Source organism: Methylobacterium bullatum, assembly GCF_014845095.1.
In the GTDB taxonomy this organism is placed as follows: Bacteria; Pseudomonadota; Alphaproteobacteria; order Rhizobiales; family Beijerinckiaceae; genus Methylobacterium; species Methylobacterium bullatum.
The window spans coordinates 1-20,174 of record NZ_NKUG01000054.1 but is presented as its reverse complement, the minus strand read 5'-3'; the positions used below and the strand labels follow the sequence as shown (position 1 = coordinate 20,174).

Below are 20,174 nucleotides of genomic sequence, written 5' to 3'. Positions count from 1 at the left end.
GATGGGCCACAGCGCTCACGCCTTCTTCTGCCAGCGCCCGGATTCGTCCTGCTGCCAATAGACGATGGTATGGCCCGCCTCCTTGGCCTGCTTCCACTGCGCCCGCGCACCGAGCAGGGCGTCCTGATCGTTGCCGTCGAACAGGATACAGATCCGCTGGTACTCCGAGGCATCCGGCGGCAGCGGCGCACCGTCCACGAGAAAACGGATGGCGGCGGAGTTGGGATTGCCGTCTTGCAGGGTCAGCACGACGGGCTGGCTCGCCGCCTGCGGGTCACGGTCCGTCCCGTGCGGCAGGAAGCTGTCGTCGCTATAGGTCCAGAGGTGATCGTCCAGCGCCTGGAGCCGCTCTTCCCCCGAGACCTGGATCGCCGCGCGCCATTGGCGCGCAAACGATCGCTCGACGAGGGTCGGCAGAACCTTCTCGAGGGGTTGCTGCTGGAGATGATAGAACAGGATTTCGGTCACACCGGTCAGGATAGGCCAATGCCGCCGTTTTGAAAGCGGCGGGATGCCGCTCTTCAGGCCGGCCCGATGAAATGGGGGACGAACAGGGCGGCATTGCCGGTGATCGGCCCTGCGCTCTCTCGGATGCAGAGGCCCGCGGCTTCGTCCCCGACCATCCACGAGCCGATCACGGGGCGACGGCCATCGAAATCCGGCAACTCGGCCAGCGCCTGTCGGATATGCCGGCCGCCGCCATAAGGGCCGTGATCCTGCGCCAGGACGGCACCGTCGCGTACCATGAGGATGTTGGCACCTTCCCGCGAGACCAGTGGTTTCTTGACGAAGGACGTTCCGAGCGAAGCCTTTCGCGGGTCGTCCTCGAAGAAAGCCGGCAGCAGGTTCGGGTGACCGGGTTCGCGGGCATGGAGATGCGCCAGCAAGCCCTTGTTCGACAGGACGGCCTTCCAGGGTGGCTCGAGAAAGAGGGTCGTCGTGGCATCGAGCCCTTCGCCGAAGGCATCCGTGAACGCCCATTCCCAGGGGTAGAGCTTGAACAACCTCGGGATCGGCGCATGGACCCGGTCGACGAAGCGTCCGTCCTCGTCCCGTCCGATGTCGGAAATGTCGAGGAAGCGTGTCGCGAGCCCCGCTTGGCGCGCGCAATCTTCGAGATAGGCCACCGTGCCCCTGTCCTCGGGCGCATCTGCATAGGCGGTGAAAGCCATTGAGCCGTCACCGCGAAGCGCGCGGAACCGGGCGACCAGCTTCTCGTGGAGGGAATTGAACTGGTCGGCCGTCTCGGGCAGCGAGCCGGTTCGCAGCCCTCCCTCCAGCCAGAGCCATTGAAACACGCCGGACTCGTAGAGGGCGGTGGGCGTATCGGCATTGTATTCGAGGAGCTTTGCCGGCCCGGCGGATGCCCCGCCATAGGAGAAATCCAGGCGGCCGTAGAGGGAGGGGTCTCCCCGCTTCCAGCTCGCGCGGATCGCGTCCCAGGCGTGGCGAGGAATGTCGAGCGAGGTCAGGATCCGCTCGTCCTCCACCGCATCGGCGACGAAGGCGAGGCACAGGGCGTGGATCTCGCTGCTCGGCGCTTCGAGATCGTCTTCGATCTCGGCCAGCGTGAAAGCGTAGGCGTGGCTCTCGGACCAATACGCTGCGCCATCGAGGGTGTGAAAGGTGAAACCATGCCGACGCGCGGTCTCCCGCCAATCCGGTCGCTCGCCGATGGGCACGCGCCGCATCAGCCGCCGCTTCCATGGCTGGACCAGCCGTGCGACGAGAACGAACGGCCCGTGCTTCCAAAACCACCGTACGCGACCCGGCGCACCGCCGAGGAGGCGACCCGTGCGCTGGAGGACGCACCGCCCGACGACGTGGTGATCCGTCCCCCCCAACCCGTGCAATAGCCAGTGCCCCCCGAGTGGCCGGCGCTTCCGCTATGGGACGCTTCCGACTTCGGAGCATGGTCGAAGATCGGCTGGGGCGTCAGGTTCTGATCGACCCGCCTGCCGATGACGTAGCCGGCCATCATCGGGACGAAGCGCCCGGCAGCACTCATGGCGACGCCGTCTCCGGGCAGGCAATGCGATGGGCCGTGGTGAGACTCGCAATCGATCATCGTCGCGTAACGCGGTGCGACCTCGGGATAGGCGGCACGCGCCGTGAGGTACTCGCTCCGGCAATCCGCTTCCGTTCGTATGTCACCGGCGATACAGGCGTCCGCATCGGCGTAGACGAGCACGGATTCTTCGTCCTGCGACGGATCGATATGGGCGAGCCCGAAGGCGGCTGCGCCCGCTCCCGCCAGCATGACGAGGGTGACCGTCTGCGAGCGCATGAGGCGCGGTGGCTTTACGGGGGTCGGTGATCTGGTCTCGGATGGCATCCCAATGTGGGCCGCCTTCCGACGACCTGCTCCCTCACGGCACGATACCGCACTGACCCGAATGTAGAATCGAGCTTGGCCGTTTGAAACCGGGAATGGAAAAATTCGCCGATCGCCCGCTCAGTAGGTCATGGACGCCGCATTGACGATGCCGCCTGCGAGGGACGACGCGGCGAGCAGGATGGACGCGGCGATCTCACCAGCTTCGATGCGACGTGACAGGTCCGGTAAAATCAGCCGCACGACAAAGTAGACCAGGATCTGCACGATGAGGGCGACGAGGCCCCAGACGATGCAGTCGAGGATCGATTGCGCGTTGTAGATCGCCACCGAGAGCGGCAGCGTATAGCCGATGAGGCTTCCGCCCAGCGCGATGGCGGCCGAGGCGTTGTTGGCGCGGATCAGCGCGATCTCGCGATGGGACGTCGCCGACAGGTAGACCGCGAGATAGACCGCCACGAGGCCGAACGCCGCCGCGACATAGGCGATAAAGGCGGGCAGACCCGAGATCGAGACCATGGCGCCCGCCCCTCCCTCAGACCAGCCGGCTCTGCACGATGGCGGCCGAGATGAAGCTCTTGAACAGCGGATGCGGCTCGAACGGCCGTGATTTCAGCTCCGGGTGGAACTGCACCCCGATGAACCAGGGATGCCCGGCATGTTCCACCGTCTCGGGAAGCAGACCGTCCGGGGACAGCCCCGAGAACCGCAGACCCTTGGCTTCCAGCCGCTCGCGATAGGCCATGTTGACCTCGTAGCGGTGCCGGTGACGCTCGGAAATCTCGGTGCTGCCGTAGATCTCGGCGATCTTGGTATCCGCGCCGAGGGTCGCCTTGTAGGCGCCAAGCCGCATTGTGCCGCCGAGATCGCCCTGGGCGGCGCGCCGCTCCAGCTCGTTGCCCTTGAGCCATTCGGTGAGCAGGCCGACCACCGGTTCTTCGGTTTCCCCGAACTCCGTGGAATTGGCATCCTCGACGCCGGCCAGCGAGCGGGCCGCCTCGATCACGGCCATCTGCATGCCGAAGCAGATGCCGAAATACGGGATCTTGCGCTCGCGGGCGAAGCGGGCCGCGCGGATCTTGCCCTCGGCACCGCGCTGGCCGAAGCCGCCCGGAACGAGGATGCCGTTGATTCCCTCGAGGAACGGCGCCGGATCCTCGCCCTCGAACACCTCGGCCTCGATCCATTCGAGGTTCACCTTCACCCGGTTGGCGATACCGCCATGGGTGAGGGCCTCGGACAGGGATTTGTAGGCGTCCTTGAGGCCCGTATACTTGCCCACGATGGCGATGGAGACCTCGCCTTCCGGATTGCGCACACGCTCGGAAATCGTCGTCCAGCGCACGAGATCGGGCTCGCCCTTGGGCTCGATGCCGAAATGCGCCAGGACTTCCCGGTCCAGCCCTGCTTCGCGGTAGGAGAGCGGCACGTCGTAGATCGAGGCGACGTCGCGCGCTTCGATGACGGCGGTCTCGCGCACGTTGCAGAACAGGCCGAGCTTGCGGCGCTCCTCCACCGGAATCGGTCGGTCGCAGCGGCAGAGCAGGATGTCGGGCTGGATGCCGATGGAGCGCAGTTCCTTGACGGAATGCTGCGTCGGCTTGGTCTTCAACTCGCCGGCCGAGGGGATGTAGGGCAATAGCGTCAGGTGGACGAAGGCGACGGTGCCGCGCGGCAGTTCCTGGCCGAGCTGGCGGATCGCCTCGAAGAACGGCAGGCCCTCGATGTCGCCCACCGTGCCGCCGATCTCCACAAGGACGAAATCGAACGCTTCGTTCCCCTCGAGCACGAACGCCTTGATGGCGTTCGTGACGTGCGGGATCACCTGGATCGTCGCGCCGAGATAGTCGCCGCGCCGCTCCTTGGTGATGATGTCGAGATAGATCCGGCCGGTGGTGATGTTGTCGGCCTTGGTGGCGGCGAGGCCCGTGAAGCGCTCGTAATGGCCGAGGTCGAGGTCCGTCTCCGCACCGTCGTCGGTGACGAACACCTCGCCGTGCTGGGTCGGGCTCATCGTGCCCGGATCGACGTTCAGGTAGGGGTCGAGCTTGCGCAGACGGACCGTATGGCCGCGCGCCTGCAGGAGGGCCGCGAGGGCCGCGGAAGCGAGGCCCTTGCCGAGCGAGGAGACCACGCCGCCGGTGATGAATACGTACCGCGTCATGGGCTTCGGCTCATAAACAAGGGTGGGTGATTCGCCAAACTTCAAACGACCCCGCCGCCAATGGCGGCAGGGCGAAATCGACGCGAACTGTGGAAAAGCCCGTCCGGCGACGGTTCGAGGCGGGGTGTGAGCGGTCCGCCACGCCTCGCCGGTCTGTGATCAGCGCGACTGGGGCGCCTCGGGTGTGGCGGGCTGGGCCGCGCCCTGCCCCGGACGAAGGGTCTCGAGCAGGTTGCCGTTGGGCGCCACCGGCTGCGTCGTTGCGGCTCCGTCGAGGATGGACTTCGGCGCGGCGCTGCGATGGGAAATGACCGCCAGCGTCATGCTGGTGGTGAAGAACAGGGCCGCCAGGATCGCCGTGGCCCGCGTCAGCGCGTTGGCCTGTCCGCGTCCGGTCATGAAGCCCGACACGCCGCCGCCGCTGCTGCCACTGCCGAGCCCGAGTCCACCCTCAGAGCGCTGCAGCAGGACCACGGCGATGAGGGCGAGAACCACGATGAGGTGAATGGAGATCAGGACGGCATTCATGTCGTTTCAGTCCGATGTTCCTGGTCCGTGAACCACGTAAGGCCGCATACGGCGCCCGATGAGGCCCGTCGAGGAACGTCTGCGAAGGGCAGGCTCCTACACGAGATGGTGTCCCGCGCCAAATCCTGCATGGAGTTTAGAAGAGGAGAATCGCCTCAGGCATAAGCGGCGGCTATCCCTAGGAAGTCGGAGGCGACGAGACTCGCACCGCCCACCAACGCGCCGTCCACATTCTCCACCGCCATCAATTCGCGGGCGTTGCCGGGCTTCACCGAGCCTCCGTAGAGGATGCGCACCTTTGCCGCTTCCGCCCCGATGAGCTGGCCGAGCATTTCGCGAAGCGAGGCATGGACCTCGGCGATGTCGGCGGGTGTCGGGGTCAGGCCGGTGCCGATCGCCCAGACCGGCTCGTAGGCGATGACCGTATCGGAGGCCTTGGCACCTTTCGGCACGCCGATGGCGAGCTGCGCCCGGACGATATCGAGGGTGCGGCCCTCTTCGCGCTCTTCCTGCGTCTCGCCGACGCAGATGATGCCGCAGAGGCCGGCCCGGCGGGCGCCCAGAGCCTTGGCATGAACGCCGTCATCGGTCTCGTGGTGATAGGCGCGGCGCTCCGAATGGCCGACGATGACGTAGGTCGCCCCGAGATCGGCCAGCATCTCGGCGGAAATGCTGCCGGTGAAGGCGCCGCTGGCCTTGGCGTGCAGGTTCTGGCCACCGATAGCGATGGCAGACCCGTAGACAGCCGCCACACAGGAGGAAATCAGCGTCGAGGGGGGGCAGACAAGGACGTCGATCCGGGATGTGAGTTCGGGCGAGAGCCCGTCGCGGATGGCCTCGACCACCGGAACCGAACTGCGCAGGCCGTTCATCTTCCAGTTGCCGGCGATCAGCGGCCGCCGTCCCGACTTCGACATCGTATCCCTCGCGTTCAGATCATCCTGGTCCGGCTTCACCGGATCGTGAGCGGGGCCGTAACAGAGCCGACTTGCCGGCGCAAACATGCGCTCGCGGATCGCCCCGGCCTTTGCGGAGGCGAGCGGATGGTCTATCGCGGGCGGCTTGGAGCCGTGCCCCGGCGCGCCATCACGACGGATTTTCGAACCTTCCGATGCTGCAGAACATGCGTAGTGCGAGCCAGCATTGGCTCGGCAAGATCATTCTCACGGTGGTCTTCACCTTCCTCATCGCCGGCGTCGCGATCTTCGGCGTGGAAGATTTCTTCCGCTCGAACTCCGCCACGACCGTGGCCACGGTGGGCAAGACGCAGATCACCTCGGAGGCTGTACGGTCGGCCTACCAGTTGCAGCTGCAGCGCTACCAGAGCCAGCTCCAGCGCAGCCTGACACCCGATCAGGCCAGAGGCCTCGGTCTCGATCGCCAGGTCCTCTCTCAGCTGATCAGCGAGGCCTCCCTCGACCAGCAGGCCAAGGATCTCGGACTCGTGATCCCCGATTCGGCGGTGCTGCGCGCGATTCAGGAAGAGCCGACCTTCAAGGGGGCCAACGGCTCCTTCGACCAGACCCTCTTCTTCCAGACGCTGCAGCGCGCCGGGATCAACGAGGCGATGTTCGTGCGTGACCAGCGCGCCGCCGCCGGACGGCTCCAGATCGCCGAGGCCGTGGCCGCGGACATCCACGTCCCCGCCGCCCTGCGCGAGGCCGTGCATCGCTACACCACCGAGCGCCGCGCGGCGTCTTTCCTGATGCTGCCCCCGTCCGTGGCGGGTGACATTCCCGCACCGACCGACGAGGAGGTGAAGACCTTCTACGACGAGAACAAGAGCGCATTCCGCGCACCGGACTACCGGGCCGTGACCCTCCTCCCCCTCGATCCGCAGGCGATGGCCAAGCCCGACGCGGTCACTGAGGAGGACGTGCAGAAGCGCTACGATCTCGCCAAGGCGCAATACGGCACGCCGGAGCGGCGCACGATCCAGCAGATCGTGTTCCCCGACGAGGCCTCCGCCGAGGCGGCGCGCAAGGAGATCGAATCCGGCGAGAAGCCATTCGAGGCCGTCGCGGTCGCGCGCGGCGTCGATGCGAAGGAACTGTCCCTCGGCAACCTCACGAAGGCCGACCTGTTCGACCCGGCCGTCGCGGATGCCGCGTTCTCGCTTGCTCAGAACACCGTGAGCGCCCCGGTCAAGGGTCGCTTCGGCACCGTGCTTCTCCGCGTCACCGCCATCGAACCCGAGACACGCAAGCCCCTCGCCGACGTGGCGCCGGAGATCCGCAAGACGATCGCTCTCGAGCGCGCGAGGACCGCCGTCGAGAAGGACCACGACGCGATCGAGGATGAGCGCGCCAACAGCAAGCCGCTGGCCGAGATCGCCAAGGAGCGGGGCCTCACCCTCGTGACGGTGCCGGCGGTGAGCGCCCAGGGGCTCGACCCGTCGGGCAAGCTCGTCGATTCCATCCCGGATCGCGACACGACGCTGCCGATCGTGTTCCGCTCCGAGATCGGGAGCGACACCGAGGCGCTTCGCCTGAAGTCGGGCGGCTACGTCTGGGTCGACGTCACCGGCATCGACCACGCCCACGACAAGCCCCTCGACCAGGTGCGCGACCAGGCCGTTGCGCAATGGCGCGCCGCAGAGGTGGCCAAGCGCCTGTCGGAGAAGGCCCGCAGCCTCACCGAGCGCCTGGACAAGGGCGAGGCCATCGACACGCTGGCGACGGAAGTCGGCGTGCAGGTGCAGACCTCCACGGACATCGCCCGCAGCCAGGCGAAGGACGGCCTCTCGGCCGACGTGGTCAACCGCCTCTTCGCCGTCCCGGTGGACAAGGCCGTCTCGGTGGAATCCGGCGAGTCGCGCGTGGTCGCCAAGGTCACGGCGGCGACGATGCCCGCCTTCGTGCCCGGCAGCGCCTCCGACGCGGCGATCTCGAAGCGGTTCCAGGCGACCCTCATCGACGACATCCTCGGCGAGTACATCGCCGACGTTCAGAAGAGCGTGGGGATCACCGTCAACCAGACGGCGTTCCGGCGCGCGATCGGCGGCGAGTACTGAACCGACCATGTTTCAGGAGCCGGATTACGCCGCCTTCGCGGAGGCCTACGAGGCAGGGCGGCCGACCCTCCTCAACCTGACCCTGGTGGCCGATCTGGAAACTCCGGTCGCGGCTTTCCTCAAGCTGCGCGCGGTTCATGCCGGGCCGGCCTTCCTGCTCGAATCCGTCGAAGGCGGTGCGGTGCGCGGCCGCTATTCGATGATCGGCCTCGACCCCGACCTCGCCTGGCGCTGCCGCGACGGCCGGCCGGAGACCGCGCGGTGCAGCGACCTGTCGGTGTTCGAGCCCGACGACGCCTCGCCGCTGGCGAGCCTCCGCTCCCTCATCGCCGAGAGCGCCATCGGAGCCGATGACGGCACCGAGCTTCCCCCCATGGCGGCAGGACTCTTCGGCTATCTCGGCTACGACATGGTCCGGACCATGGAACGGCTCGGGGAGTCGAACCCGGATCCCCTCGGCGTTCCCGACGCGATCCTCGTCCGGCCGCGCGTCATGGTGGTGTTCGATGCCGTGCGCGACATCATCACCGTGGTCGGCCCGGTGCGCCCGAGCGCAGGGGTTTCGGCGCGCGCGGCCTATGAGGGCGCCCTCGCCCGTCTGGAACGCGTGGCCGATGTCCTGGAAGGTCCGCTTCCGATGGAATCGCGGATCGACCCCCGCTCCATCGCCCATCCCGAGCCGGTCTCGAACACGACGCCCGATGCCTATCTGGACATGGTCGCGCGGGCGAAAGAGTACATCGTCGCCGGTGACGTCTTCCAGGTCGTACTGTCCCAGCGTTTCGAAGCGCCGTTCACGCTTCCGGCCTTCGCTCTCTACCGTTCCCTGCGGCGGACCAACCCGGCTCCCTTCCTGTGCTACCTCGACTTCGAGGATTTCCAGGTCGTGTGCTCCTCGCCCGAGATCCTGGTTCGGGTGCGCGAGGGCCGAGTCACGATCCGCCCCATCGCCGGCACGCGCCGGCGCGGTGCCACGCCGTCCGAGGACACGGCCCTGGCCGAGGAACTGCTGGCGGATCCGAAGGAACGCTCAGAGCACCTGATGCTGCTCGATCTCGGCCGCAACGATGTCGGTCGGGTCTCGCGCATCGGCAGCGTGACCGTGACGGGGTCGTTCTTCCTCGAATATTATAGCCAGGTCATGCACATCGTCTCGAATGTCGAGGGCGATCTCGATCCGAGCCACGACGCGCTCGATGCCCTCTCGGCCGGGTTTCCGGCGGGCACGGTCTCCGGTGCGCCCAAGGTCCGGGCGATGGAGATCATCGACGAACTCGAACGTGAGAAGCGCGGACCCTATGGCGGCTGCATCGGCTATTTCGGCGCGCGCGGCGAGATGGACACCTGCATCGTGCTGCGCACCGCCATCGTGAAGGACGGGCGGATGCATGTTCAGGCTGGCGCCGGCATCGTCTACGATTCCGATCCGGCCTCCGAGCAACAGGAATGCGTGAACAAGGCCAAAGCCCTTTTCCGCGCCGCAGAGGATGCGGTGATGTTCGCGAGCCGGGCGCGGCGGGGGCAGTAGTCCTTCCGCGTACCAAGGAAGCCCTTCCGCTCGTCCCGCGATTGCCGATAGACATCGAAAAGGTCGTATATCGGCCGGTTGCAATGGCGGAGGGACGTGATGGCTGGGACCGAGATCGATGCCGTCAGGGATCTCCTCGCGGCCAGTCCACGATCTTCGAACCTCGCCGAGCGCCGTGAGCGGCTCGATGGGTTCGGCGCGCATTATCCTGTCCCCCACGATGTGACGGTCGTGCCCGTCGATGCGAGCGGGGTGGCGGCCGAATGGACCTTGAGCCCGGAGGCCGATCCGGCCCGCGTCGTCCTGTTCCTGCATGGCGGCGGATACGTGTCCGGCTCGCTCAATAGTCACCGGCACATGATGGCCGAGACGGGCCGCGCCGCCGGAGCGCGCACGCTGGCCCTGGATTACCGGCTCGCGCCGGAACATCCGTTTCCCGCGGCCCTCGATGACGCCCTGGCGGGCTACCGCTTCCTCCTCGATTCGGGCGTCAGCCCGGGAAACATCGTCCTTTCCGGGGAGAGCGCTGGCGGCGGGCTTGCCCTCGCGACGGCCCTCTCGCTGCGTGATGCCGGCCTGCCGCTTCCGCGCTGTCTTTGGCTCACGTCGCCCTGGGTCGATCTGGAGATGACCGGTGACAGCATGGACACCGAGGCGGCGGTCGATCCCCTGATCCAGCGGGAATACCTGACGGAACTCGCGGAGGCCTATTGCGCAGGAACGAATGCTGCGACCCCGCTGATCTCGCCGCTTCACGCCGACCTCGGCGGCCTGCCGCCGATGCTGATCCAGGTCGGCAGCGCCGAGACCCTGCTGGACGATTCCCTTCGCCTCGCCGGGGTGGCCGCCTCGGCGGACGTCGCCGTGACGCTCCAAGTCTGGCCGCACATGATCCATGCCTGGCACATGTTCTATCCGCAACTCGCCGAGGGGCGGCGATCGCTTGCGAGCGCCGGTGCCTTCATCCGCGCGCATCTGGGGGACGGCGCCGCCGTCCGGCATCCGACGATCTGGGCCTGAGAGCGGGCGCGGCGCGAGAACGCTTGACCCTCTCGGCTCACCTCGTCACACGAGGGGAATCAAGAGAAGCGCGATCATGGCCAACGTCCTCGTCATCGACAATTACGATTCCTTCACCTGGAATCTCGTCCATCTCATCGGGCCGCTTTGCGGATCGATCGATGTTGTGCGCAACGACCGGATCACCATCGACGAGATCCGCGAGCGCGCCCCCGATGCGGTGGTGCTGTCGCCGGGGCCGTGCACGCCCAACGAGGCCGGCATCTGCCTCGACGTGGTGCGCGACCTCTCCGGCGAGGTGCCGATCTTCGGAGTCTGCCTCGGCCTCCAGGCGATCGGGCAGGCCTTCGGCGGCGACGTGGTCCGCGCGCCAAAGCCCATGCACGGCAAGGTCTCGAGCATCACCCACAGGGCGACGGGGGTCTTTCGCGGGCTGAACGGCCCCTTCGATGCCACGCGCTACCATTCCCTCGTGGTGGAGCGAGGCGGGTGCCCGCAGGACCTCATCGTCACGGCGGAAGCGGACGGGCTCATCATGGCGCTGGAACACGCCACACTGCCGGTCCACGGCGTGCAGTTCCACCCGGAGAGCGTCCTCTCACATCACGGCTCGCAGATTATGCGCAACTTCCTCGACATCGCCGCCGCTTGGAACGCGGGGCGTGACAAGCGAGGGTCCGGCGTGCATTGACGCGTCAGTCAGTACTGACTTACGCGTCGAACAGCCATGGACACCTTCAAGCCGCTCCTCGCGAAAGTCGCGGCCGGGTCGAGTCTCGACCGGGCGGAGGCGCGCGCCGCCTTCGACGACCTGCTTTCCGGCGAAGTGACGCCGGTCCAGGCCAGCGCCTTCCTCATCGCCCTGAAGGTCCGCGGCGAAGCCGAGGATGAGATCGTTGGCGCGGTGGAGGCCATGCGGGCGCGGATGGTGCGCGTGGCCCCGGTGCCCGGCGCCATCGATATCGTCGGCACCGGTGGCGATCATTCGGGCAGCTACAACGTCTCGACTCTCGCCGCGATCCTCACGGCGGCCTGCGGCGTGCCCGTGGCCAAGCACGGCAACCGCGCGGCCACCTCGCGCTCGGGTGCGGCCGATGTCCTCGTTTCCCTTGGGGTCAGGATCGGCCTCGACCCGGACGGGCTGGCCCGCTGCCTCGCGCAGGCCGGCCTTTGCTTCATGTTCGCCCAGACCCATCACGGCGCCATGCGCCACGTGGCGCCGGTGCGCTCCGAACTGCCGACGCGGACGATCTTCAACCTGCTCGGGCCACTCTCGAATCCGGCCGGTGTCGAGCGCCAGCTTCTGGGCGTCTCCACCGAGGCATGGGCCGAACCCCTGACGCGTGTGCTGGGCGAACTGGGCAGCACGCGGGTCTGGACGGTGCACGGGTCGGACGGGCTCGACGAGATCACCGTCACCGGCCCGACGCCGGTGGTCACCCTGGAGGACGGGCGGATCGGCCGTTTCACCATCGATCCGCGCGACGTCGGCCTGCCGCTCTGGACCCTCGAGGATCTGCGCGGGGGCGATCCCGACCATAACGCGCATGCGCTGAACGCCGTCCTGGCGGGCGAGCGCAACGCCTATCGCGACATCGCCGTTCTCAATGCGGGGGCCGGCCTCGTCGTCGCCGGTTCCGCTCAGAATCTGGCGGAAGGCGTGGCGCGTGCGGCATCCGCCATCGACGATGGCGCCGCCAGGGCGACCCTCGCGCGCCTCGTCGCGGTCTCGAACACATGAAAGATGCCCCGATGAGCGAGGCGAAACCCGTGGCAGACGTGGTTGCGGCACCGGCCACCACCGACCGGCGAGACGTGCTCTCGCGGATCGAGGCCTACAAGCGCCGAGAGATCGCCGAAGCCAAGCTGCGCGTACCCCTCGCCAAGCTCGAGAAGCGCATCGAGAAGGCCGCGCCCGTCCGCCCCTTCGCCGATGCCATCGCCGCCCATATCGCGCAAGGGCGTCCCGCCCTCATCGCCGAGGTGAAGAAGGCCTCTCCGTCCAAGGGCCTGATCCGCGAGGATTTCGACCCCGCCACCCTCGCCGCCGCCTACGAGGCGGGTGGCGCCACCTGCCTGTCCGTGCTCACCGACACGCCCTCTTTCCAGGGCAAGCCGGAATACCTCACCGAGGCACGGGACGCCTGCTCGCTGCCTGTATTGCGCAAGGACTTCCTGTTCGAACCGTACCAGGTGTTCGAGGCGCGCGCCTGGGGCGCCGATTGCGTGCTGGCGATCATGGCGTGCCTCGACGACGACGAGGCGCTGGCCATCGTCGAGACCGCGCACGATCTCGGCATGGATGTGCTGGTCGAGGTCCATGACGAGGAGGAACTCGCCCGCGCCATTCCGCTGGGCACCCGGCTTCTCGGCATCAACAACCGCGACCTGAAGACCTTCGAGGTCTCGTTCGATACGGCGATCCGCGTGGCCAAAGGCGTGCCGTCCGACCGTATCGCCGTCGCCGAGAGCGGAATCACCGGCCATGCCGACGTCCTTCGCCTGGAAAAGGGCGGCCTCCGCACCATCCTCGTCGGCGAGAGCCTGATGCGGGAGGCGGACGTGACCAAGGCGACGAAGCGCCTCCTGTTCGGCAAGGTGGGTAAATGAGCACCCTCACGCATCTCGATGCGGCCGGCGCCGCCAATATGGTCGATGTCTCCGACAAGCCCGCCACCACCCGCACCGCCCGCGCCCAGGGCGTTGTGGTGATGCTGCCCGAGACCCTGCGCCTGATCCGCGAAGGCGATGCCAAGAAGGGCGACGTGATCGGCACGGCGCGGCTCGCCGGCATCATGGCGTCGAAGCGCACGCATGAGCTCATCCCGCTCTGCCACCCTCTGCTGATCTCCAAGGTCCGGGTGGAATGTGTGCCGGACGACTCGCTGCCCGGCCTGCGCGTCACCGCCGAGGTCAAGGTGATCGGTCCGACCGGGGTCGAGATGGAGGCCCTCACCGCCGTTTCGGTCGCCTGCCTGACGATCTACGACATGGTGAAGGCCGCCGATCGCGGCATGCGGATCGAAGGCATTCACTTGCTCGCCAAGGATGGCGGAAAGTCCGGCTCGTACCGGGCCGAGGACGCCTCGTGAGCACGCTCATTCCGGTGGAGGAGGCGCTCGCGCGCATCCTCGCGAGCGCCGCCGAGCCGGTGGCGGCCGAGACGGTCACGGTGGCCGAGGCTTTTGGCCGGACGCTGGCCGAGAATGTGGCCGCCCTGCGCACGCAGCCGCCCTTCCCGGCTTCCGCGATGGATGGCTACGCCGTGCGCGCCGAGGATGTCGCCACCGTTCCGGCGACGCTGAGGCTCATCGGCATGAGCGCGGCGGGCCATGGCTTTGCCGGAACGATCGGCCCCGGCGAGACCGTGCGGATCCTCACGGGTGCTCCGGTTCCGGCGGGGGCCGATACGATCCTCATTCAGGAGAACGCCGACGTTTCCGACAACGTGGTCACGGCCGTGGAGACGGTGGCCGCCGAGCGCCACATCCGCGTTCCGGGCCTCGATTTCCGGTCCGGCGATCCCCTCCTGCGGGCGGGTGAAAGCCTGGATGCCCGCCGCCTCGCCCTCGCGGCGGCCGGTGGCCACGCGACCCTGTCGGTTCGCCGCAGGCCGCGGGTTGCGATCCTCGCGACCGGCGATGAACTCGTGGCGCCGGGCGAACCTGCCCGCTGGGACCAGATCGTGGCCTCGAATGGATTGGCGGTGGCGAGCCTCGCCCGCGAGGCGGGCGCCGAACCGATCGATCTCGGTATTGCCGGCGACAGCCTCGCATCCCTCGAAGCAGCCCTCGGAAGGGCGCGGGACGCGAAAGCCGATCTCCTCGTGACTCTCGGCGGCGCCTCCGTGGGAGATCACGACCTCGTCCAGGCGGCCCTGCATCGCGAGGGCCTCGAACTCGGCTTCTGGCGCGTCGCCCTGCGCCCCGGCAAGCCGCTGATGCATGGGCGCCTCGGGCCGATGATGGTCATCGGGTTGCCGGGCAATCCGGTCTCCGCCGTGGTCTGCGGCCTGCTCTTCGTCGTGCCGGCGATCCGCGCCCTTCTCGGCGACCCCAAGGCCGGAGCGGACCGCAGCGAGCCGGCGATCCTCGGCGCCGACATGCCGGCCAACGATGTTCGCCAGGATTACATGCGCGCGAGAGTGGAGGCCAAGGCGGGCGGCTTTCCCACGGTCTACGCCGAGAGGCGCCAGGATTCCTCGATGCTCTCGGTGCTCGGCCAGTCCGAAGCGCTTCTCGTGCGCCCCCCCGGCGCACCGGCGGCAAAGCGCGGCGACCCGTGCCGGATCATCCGGTTGGACCGGACGCTGCTCTGAGCGACTCCTTAAGGGTGACCGCCTTCTACGGGCCGTCGCCCTCAGGCCCGAACACGAACTCCATGGCCTGTGCCACTACGGCCGGCCGGTAGGCATGCGGGCCGTCATACTCCACTGACGTAACGTCGTAGCCGGCCTCTCTCAATTGAGCTGTATGCACGCGCGCACTGCGATCGATAGGGATCTGCTCGTCTCGTGTCCCGTGCGAAAGGAAGATGCGCGGCGACCCGGATTGCAGGTGAACCGACAGGAATCCCGCCGACGACACGATGAGGTGGGTCACCACATGGCCATTGGCGAGGCCGGCGGAGAGGGCGTAACTGCCCCCGTCCGAATGGCCGGCGAAGACGATGTGCAACGGATCGAGCATGAAGCGCGACGCCACGTCGGTCAAAGCGAGGTCGAGCCGTTCGCGATCCGGCCCATGACCGCCAATGACGAGGTCCCAGGTCGGGAACAGGGATTGTGGGACAAGAAGCAGAAATCCGCGTGCCGCCGCGTGCTGCTCCAGCATGGGCAGGATTTTCTCGGCGCTCCCGCCTCCGCCATGGAAGAGCACGACCAGCGGCGTCGGACGGCGCGGATTGATCCCCGGCGGGACCACCAGAATGGCATCCCGCTCGTCAAAGAGGCCTAGCCAATGCCGACCGGGGGGCGGCGGTGACACGCTCGGCAAGCGATGGGCGAAGGTCAGCCGCCCAGCGAGTCGTGGATCGATCATGCGGTGAACCTCGCGGCAGCCAGTTTTGTGATGCGCTATTCCGGCTTGGCCTCGGCCACCGGCTTGATCTTCAATTGATCAATGATCCAAAGCCAGCCGCCATCGTCCTGCAGCCGTGCCGTCTCCACCGAGATCGTGCCGTTCGGCAGGCGCGCGAAGGTCATCGCGACGGACCCGTTACGGATGCTGGGCAGCGCCTCGGCGGCCGGGAATTCGGAGCGACGGGCAAGCAGGTCGGTGTAGAAAGCGCGGATCTCCCGCTGCCCCGTCGCCACCACTTTCCCGGCGGCAAGCACCGCATCCTGTTCGTAGAGGGCGACCAATCCCTCCACGTCGCCGGCATTGGCCCGCTCGTTGAAGAGACGGGCAAGGTCTTCGGGTGATTGCGCGCGCGTGTGTGCCATGGCGTTTCCTTCCTCTCATCTTGCGAGTTGTCTCGCCGGTGCTTTTGGACGTCTAGGTCTTGGGGAATGAGCCGGCCCGTTCATCGACTCGGAGCTATTTCAACAGCGTTCCGTCCGCGTCGCGCACCGCAACGGTGACGGGAATCCCCGCTTTGACGCTCTCGGAGACGGTGCAGAAGCGCTCGAACTGGTCGAGAACCTGATCAAGGCGCGGCATCGTAGCTGCGGGAGCGCCAAGCGCGATTCCGACCTCGATCCCGCTGATCCTCAAGCGGCCCTCCGCGTTGCGCTCCACGCGAAAGCTCGATCGTGCGGCGAGCCCGGGGGCATCCTGTTTGAACTTGCCCAGAGCGAAGACCAGGCTGGCGCAGAGGCAGTTGGTGACGCCCGCGACGAGGATCTGCTCGGGGAAAGGCCCCTCCCCGCTGCCATAAGGCGGCGCCTCGTCGACGGCGAGGTTCGGGAAGGCCTCCCCGAAATCGATCTCGAACCGATAACCGTCGATCTGCCTGATGGTAATGCTGCCGTCACTGCCCATACGGGACGTCTCCTCGAGGATCGTTTAGCTGCCGCCTGCCGGGCGTAGCAGTTAGGCAACGATCGGGAAGCGAGCCCGAGTTCCCTTTCATCCATCACTCCTGCATCCGTGTTGACAGCCCGCAATCATTGGCATACCAAATACCAACAGTAGACGCACAGAAAAAGCAAGTGCGCGGAACATCTCTCGGGCGGGGTTTGACCTTTCCGCGAAATGGAGGAAGCGATCATAATGATGCATTGCAGCATTCGCATTCGCAACATGTCTTGGGCTAAAGCCGGTCGTTCGATGACGACTTCGGGCTTGGTGCCGCTCAGCCGCAGCGAAATGTTCCATCGCGCCTGACGGCCGGGCCGGCCGGCGAAGTCGATGAGCACAGTTCCAGTCGAAGACGCGAATCGGGCCATGTCGGACCAATCTATTCCCGCCGGTATCAACGTCTCGCAACTGGTGGAAGCCGCCGGAGATGCAATCGTCGTCTCCGATCCCGACGGGGCCATCGTCGTCTGGAACGCGTCGGCGGAACGGATCTTCGGGTTCTCGTCATCCGAGGCGCTCGGCCAATCCCTCGACCTGATCACCCCCGAACGCCAGCGCCAGCGTCACTGGGATGGTTACGCCAAGACGATGCGGACCGGCATTACCCGCTACGGCACGGAGGTGCTGCGCGTGCCGGCGCTCCACAAGGATGGCCGATCGCTCTCGATCGCCTTCACCGTTGGTCTCCTCAACGGACCCGACGGCTCGGTGATCGGTATCCTCGCCATTATCCGCGATGAGACCCGGCGTTGGAACGACGAACGCCAGATGCGCAAGCGTCTGAGTGAACTCGAAAGCGCCGCCGCCTGAGTGGAAGCGCGCAGGTTTAAAGATTTCGCCCGACTCCGGGCCAACACGAGCTCCGGATCAGAACCGGACAGTCGAACTATCCGATCCATTATCGTTGCATGACGATCGAAAGGGAGAACGTCGAGATGAGCAAGCCGCTTGAGGGCACCAAGATCATCGATTTCACGCACGTCCAGGCAGGCCCCGCCTGCACGCAGCTTCTCGCCTGGTTCGGCGCCGATGTGATCAAGGTCGAGCGTCCCGGTTCCGGCGACGTGACGCGCACCCAGCTTCGCCATGTGGAAGATGCCGACGCGCTCTACTTCACCATGCTCAATTCCAACAAGCGTTCGCTGACGCTGGACACCAAGACCCCCGAGGGCAAGGAAGTCCTCGAAAACCTCATCAAGCAATCCGACGTGATGGTCGAGAATTTCGGCCCCGGCGCCCTCGACCGGATGGGTTTTTCCTGGGCTCGCATCCAGGAACTCAACCCAGGCATGATCTTGGCCTCGGTAAAGGGTTTCTCGGATGGCCACCATTACGAGGACCTGAAGGTCTACGAGAACGTGGCTCAGTGCGCCGGCGGCGCTGCCTCCACCACCGGCTTCTGGGACGGCCCCCCCACCGTGAGCGCGGCCGCCCTCGGTGACTCGAACACCGGCATGCATCTCGCCATCGGCATCCTCACGGCACTCCACCAGAAGAACAAGACCGGCAAGGGCCAGAAGGTCGCCGTCTCGATGCAGGATTCGGTGCTCAACCTCTGCCGCGTGAAGCTGCGCGACCAGCAGCGCCTCGACGCCCTCGGCTACCTTGAGGAATACCCCCAGTATCCGCACGGCGAGTTCACCGACGTGGTGCCGCGCGGCGGCAACGCAGGCGGCGGCGGCCAGCCCGGCTGGGTGCTGAAGTGCAAGGGCTGGGAGACCGACCCCAACGCCTACATCTACTTCACGATCCAGGGTCATGCCTGGGCGCCGATCTGCAAGGCGATCGGCAAGGAAGAGTGGATCGACGATCCGGCCTACAACACGGCGCGCGCCCGCCAGGACAAGATCATGGACATCTTCGGCACGATCGAGGAGTGGCTCGCCGACAAGACCAAGTTCGAGGCGGTCGACATCCTGCGCAAGTTCGACATCCCCTGCTCGCCGGTCCTGTCTATGAAGGAGTTGTCGGTGGATCCGTCCCTCCGCGCCAGCGGGACCATCGTCGAGGTCCAGCACCCGAAGCTCGGCTCGTATCTGACGGTCGGAAGCCCGATCAAGTTCTCCGACATGCCTGTGGAGATCAAGTCGTCGCCGCTCCTCGGTGAGCATACCGACGAGGTCCTGCTCGACCTCGGCTACACCCAGCAGCAGATCGAGCGCCTGCACCAGGCACGCGCCGTCTGAGGCGGATGCGCGGCGGCCCGTCCCAACAGGACCGTCGAATCGGGAGAACGGCGCGCCGCGAGGTGCGCCGTTCTCTTTTGGAGTGGGACCGGGCCGGCCCATCCTCATGGCCGCCAGTAAGGGCGCTCGGCGATCGACTGGCCCCGTCCAAGTGAAGAATCTACGGGCCGGAACCAGAGGCTTCCTGCCACAACGACGTCCTCAAGCGCCGCAGGTCGGCAGCGAGGATCAAGCGATGGATCAGCGCGACCGGCACCATGTAAGCCCGACCGAAGGCATTGTGGACGACGACCGACGACGTGATCGTGAGACGATGACCGGACGTCGCGAGACAGATCATGACGTCCAGGTGCCGGTCCCGCGCGGTGAGGACCAGCATATCCGGGGCGCTGTGTTCCACGAGGAAGAAATCCAGCTTATCGCCCTCGCGGACATGCAGCCGTCGTTCTCCTGAAAAGCCGCCGATGGCCTTCACGCCGAAGCGCGCCGCGATCGCATCCCTCACGCGAAAGGCGAATGCCATGAACGGTCGCGGTTCTGAGGAGATGACATTCCAGACGTGGATCGGTGTCACCGCCGAGGAGAGTACGACCGATCGCGTGTCGTAATAGTCGAGTTGATCGCGTGGGCGCAGAATGCGAACCGGCGGGTCGGCAGCCAAGCTCTCTCTCCCAACTCATCTGTGGGACAGCCTTAGCATGACCGGCGCGGGGAGTCGGCGCTGTTGATGGGCGGAACGAGGGCGGCCTCCGTCATTCTGGATCCGGTAGCCGTGCGGTCTATCCCCCAAAGGAGGCGGTACGGCCCTGCTGCCCCGCAACGGGAAGGGAATCTGAGAGACCGTGAGATGGGTCGTCCAGCGCAGCTGCGTCCTTCTCCTCGGCCGCGAGCGCCGCGTAGGGGAGCCAGCCGGCGAAGGGTTCAAGAGTGTCCGGTCCGACCGGACGGTACCAGCGCCAGACCTGCCGGGCCGCGCTGGGGGCGTACCAGCGGCCGGGGCGGCCCTCGGCCAGGATCGGGCCGAGTGTCAGATGGTTGAGCCAGATCCGCTCGACGATCTGCGGAGCCGTGTGCATCGGGTGCCAGGTCGGCGGCATCGGACATCTCCTGCGGAGGCGATCACGGGGTGCTGAAACGGGTGCGGGGGCCAGGACTTGGCGTCCGGCCCCCGCACTCTGTCATGGTCGGTGGCTCAGCCCGAGATCAGGCAGCGACCACGCGGGGGGCGGGCTTCGCCTCGTCGGAGACGGCAAGTGCCTGGGCCACCACGCGCTTGCGCCAGGGCTTGAGCACACCGATGGCCAGCAGCGAGGCCAGGATGTTGGCGCCTGCGGCGACGAGGAAGACGCCGTCCCAGCTGTTTGTGGCCTGCTGGAGGTA

At 66.8% G+C, this 20,174-nt stretch carries 22 protein-coding genes and 1 pseudogene; 10 read left to right on the top strand and 13 right to left on the bottom strand.

Annotation, left to right across the window (positions count from 1 at the left end; translation table 11 throughout):
- Nucleotides 1-15 precede the first annotated feature (15 nt).
- From MBTS_RS08345 to tpiA, 7 genes are all read right to left on the bottom strand, one after another.
- Nucleotides 16-468, bottom strand: a complete 453-nt coding sequence (locus tag MBTS_RS08345; RefSeq protein WP_147830595.1) for a DNA polymerase III subunit chi — start codon at nt 466-468, stop codon at nt 16-18.
- Nucleotides 469-521: 53 nt separating this feature from the next.
- Nucleotides 522-1,691 carry a glutathionylspermidine synthase family protein gene (locus MBTS_RS08340; RefSeq protein WP_147830593.1) on the bottom strand — a complete coding sequence of 390 codons (1,170 nt, stop codon included), beginning with the start codon at nt 1,689-1,691 and terminating at the stop codon, nt 522-524.
- Entirely contained in the window at nt 1,691-2,287 is a 597-nt protein-coding gene (locus MBTS_RS08335; RefSeq protein WP_018044737.1) for a DUF1190 domain-containing protein, read from the bottom strand. The genes MBTS_RS08340 and MBTS_RS08335 overlap by 1 nt, the downstream gene beginning before the upstream one ends.
- A gap of 168 nt (nt 2,288-2,455) precedes the next feature.
- Nucleotides 2,456-2,854, bottom strand: coding sequence for a DUF350 domain-containing protein (locus tag MBTS_RS08330; protein WP_018044738.1), 399 nt, complete (start codon nt 2,852-2,854; stop codon nt 2,456-2,458).
- A gap of 16 nt (nt 2,855-2,870) precedes the next feature.
- Nucleotides 2,871-4,499, bottom strand: coding sequence for a CTP synthase (locus MBTS_RS08325; RefSeq protein WP_147830591.1), 1,629 nt, complete (start codon nt 4,497-4,499; stop codon nt 2,871-2,873).
- A 159-nt stretch (nt 4,500-4,658) separates the two neighbouring features.
- Nucleotides 4,659-5,027, bottom strand: coding sequence for a preprotein translocase subunit SecG (gene secG, locus MBTS_RS08320; RefSeq protein ID WP_018044740.1), 369 nt, complete (start codon nt 5,025-5,027; stop codon nt 4,659-4,661).
- Nucleotides 5,028-5,182: 155 nt separating this feature from the next.
- Nucleotides 5,183-5,944, bottom strand: a complete 762-nt coding sequence (gene tpiA / locus MBTS_RS08315) for a triose-phosphate isomerase (RefSeq protein WP_056146506.1) — start codon at nt 5,942-5,944, stop codon at nt 5,183-5,185.
- Nucleotides 5,945-6,138: 194 nt separating this feature from the next.
- Between tpiA and MBTS_RS08310 the strand changes: the two genes are divergently transcribed.
- The 8 genes from MBTS_RS08310 (at nt 6,139) to MBTS_RS08275 (ending at nt 14,906) form a co-directional block, all read left to right on the top strand.
- Nucleotides 6,139-8,040, top strand: a complete 1,902-nt coding sequence (locus tag MBTS_RS08310) for a peptidylprolyl isomerase (RefSeq protein WP_192215398.1) — start codon at nt 6,139-6,141, stop codon at nt 8,038-8,040.
- Between the two features lie 7 nt (nt 8,041-8,047).
- A complete protein-coding gene (gene trpE, locus MBTS_RS08305; RefSeq protein ID WP_192215397.1) occupies nt 8,048-9,568 on the top strand; it encodes an anthranilate synthase component I in 1,521 nt (506 codons plus the stop codon).
- 99 nt (nt 9,569-9,667) lie between these two features.
- A complete protein-coding gene (locus MBTS_RS08300; RefSeq protein ID WP_192215396.1) occupies nt 9,668-10,588 on the top strand; it encodes an alpha/beta hydrolase in 921 nt (306 codons plus the stop codon).
- A 76-nt stretch (nt 10,589-10,664) separates the two neighbouring features.
- Complete coding sequence (locus MBTS_RS08295; RefSeq protein ID WP_192215395.1) at nt 10,665-11,279, top strand: anthranilate synthase component II; 615 nt, start codon at nt 10,665-10,667, stop codon at nt 11,277-11,279.
- Between the two features lie 36 nt (nt 11,280-11,315).
- On the top strand, nt 11,316-12,329 hold the full coding sequence (gene trpD, locus MBTS_RS08290; protein WP_018044746.1) for an anthranilate phosphoribosyltransferase: 1,014 nt from the start codon (nt 11,316-11,318) through the stop codon (nt 12,327-12,329).
- 11 nt (nt 12,330-12,340) lie between these two features.
- Nucleotides 12,341-13,198, top strand: coding sequence for an indole-3-glycerol phosphate synthase TrpC (trpC, locus tag MBTS_RS08285; protein WP_147830582.1), 858 nt, complete (start codon nt 12,341-12,343; stop codon nt 13,196-13,198).
- Nucleotides 13,195-13,680, top strand: coding sequence for a cyclic pyranopterin monophosphate synthase MoaC (gene moaC, locus MBTS_RS08280; RefSeq protein ID WP_147830580.1), 486 nt, complete (start codon nt 13,195-13,197; stop codon nt 13,678-13,680). The genes trpC and moaC overlap by 4 nt, the downstream gene beginning before the upstream one ends.
- Nucleotides 13,677-14,906, top strand: a complete 1,230-nt coding sequence (locus MBTS_RS08275) for a molybdopterin molybdotransferase MoeA (protein ID WP_147830578.1) — start codon at nt 13,677-13,679, stop codon at nt 14,904-14,906. The genes moaC and MBTS_RS08275 overlap by 4 nt, the downstream gene beginning before the upstream one ends.
- A gap of 25 nt (nt 14,907-14,931) precedes the next feature.
- Here MBTS_RS08275 and MBTS_RS08270 read toward each other — a convergent pair whose 3' ends face one another.
- From MBTS_RS08270 to MBTS_RS08260, 3 genes are all read right to left on the bottom strand, one after another.
- Nucleotides 14,932-15,627 (bottom strand): alpha/beta hydrolase, encoded by a 696-nt coding sequence (locus MBTS_RS08270; protein WP_147830576.1) that lies wholly within the window; start codon nt 15,625-15,627, stop codon nt 14,932-14,934.
- Between the two features lie 35 nt (nt 15,628-15,662).
- Nucleotides 15,663-16,031, bottom strand: a complete 369-nt coding sequence (locus tag MBTS_RS08265) for a YybH family protein (protein ID WP_147830574.1) — start codon at nt 16,029-16,031, stop codon at nt 15,663-15,665.
- A gap of 94 nt (nt 16,032-16,125) precedes the next feature.
- Nucleotides 16,126-16,569: an OsmC family protein gene (locus tag MBTS_RS08260; RefSeq protein ID WP_147830572.1), complete on the bottom strand. Its 444-nt coding sequence runs from the start codon at nt 16,567-16,569 to the stop codon at nt 16,126-16,128.
- 405 nt (nt 16,570-16,974) lie between these two features.
- On the opposite strand from MBTS_RS08260, the gene MBTS_RS08255 reads away from it, so the two are divergent.
- Nucleotides 16,975-17,418 carry a PAS domain-containing protein gene (locus MBTS_RS08255; protein ID WP_147830570.1) on the top strand — a complete coding sequence of 148 codons (444 nt, stop codon included), beginning with the start codon at nt 16,975-16,977 and terminating at the stop codon, nt 17,416-17,418.
- Nucleotides 17,419-17,543: 125 nt separating this feature from the next.
- Nucleotides 17,544-18,794: a formyl-CoA transferase gene (gene frc / locus MBTS_RS08250; RefSeq protein ID WP_147830568.1), complete on the top strand. Its 1,251-nt coding sequence runs from the start codon at nt 17,544-17,546 to the stop codon at nt 18,792-18,794.
- A gap of 160 nt (nt 18,795-18,954) precedes the next feature.
- Here frc and MBTS_RS08245 read toward each other — a convergent pair whose 3' ends face one another.
- The 3 genes and pseudogenes from MBTS_RS08245 to MBTS_RS23715 all read right to left on the bottom strand — a co-directional run.
- The gene (locus MBTS_RS08245) at nt 18,955-19,455 is read right to left on the bottom strand and encodes a DUF2867 domain-containing protein (protein ID WP_147830566.1); all 501 of its coding nucleotides are present in this window, start codon (nt 19,453-19,455) and stop codon (nt 18,955-18,957) included.
- A 118-nt stretch (nt 19,456-19,573) separates the two neighbouring features.
- Nucleotides 19,574-19,891 (bottom strand): hypothetical protein, encoded by a 318-nt coding sequence (locus MBTS_RS08240; protein WP_147830549.1) that lies wholly within the window; start codon nt 19,889-19,891, stop codon nt 19,574-19,576.
- Between the two features lie 106 nt (nt 19,892-19,997).
- Nucleotides 19,998-20,174: pseudogene (locus tag MBTS_RS23715) on the bottom strand (oxalate/formate MFS antiporter); the annotation flags it as partial.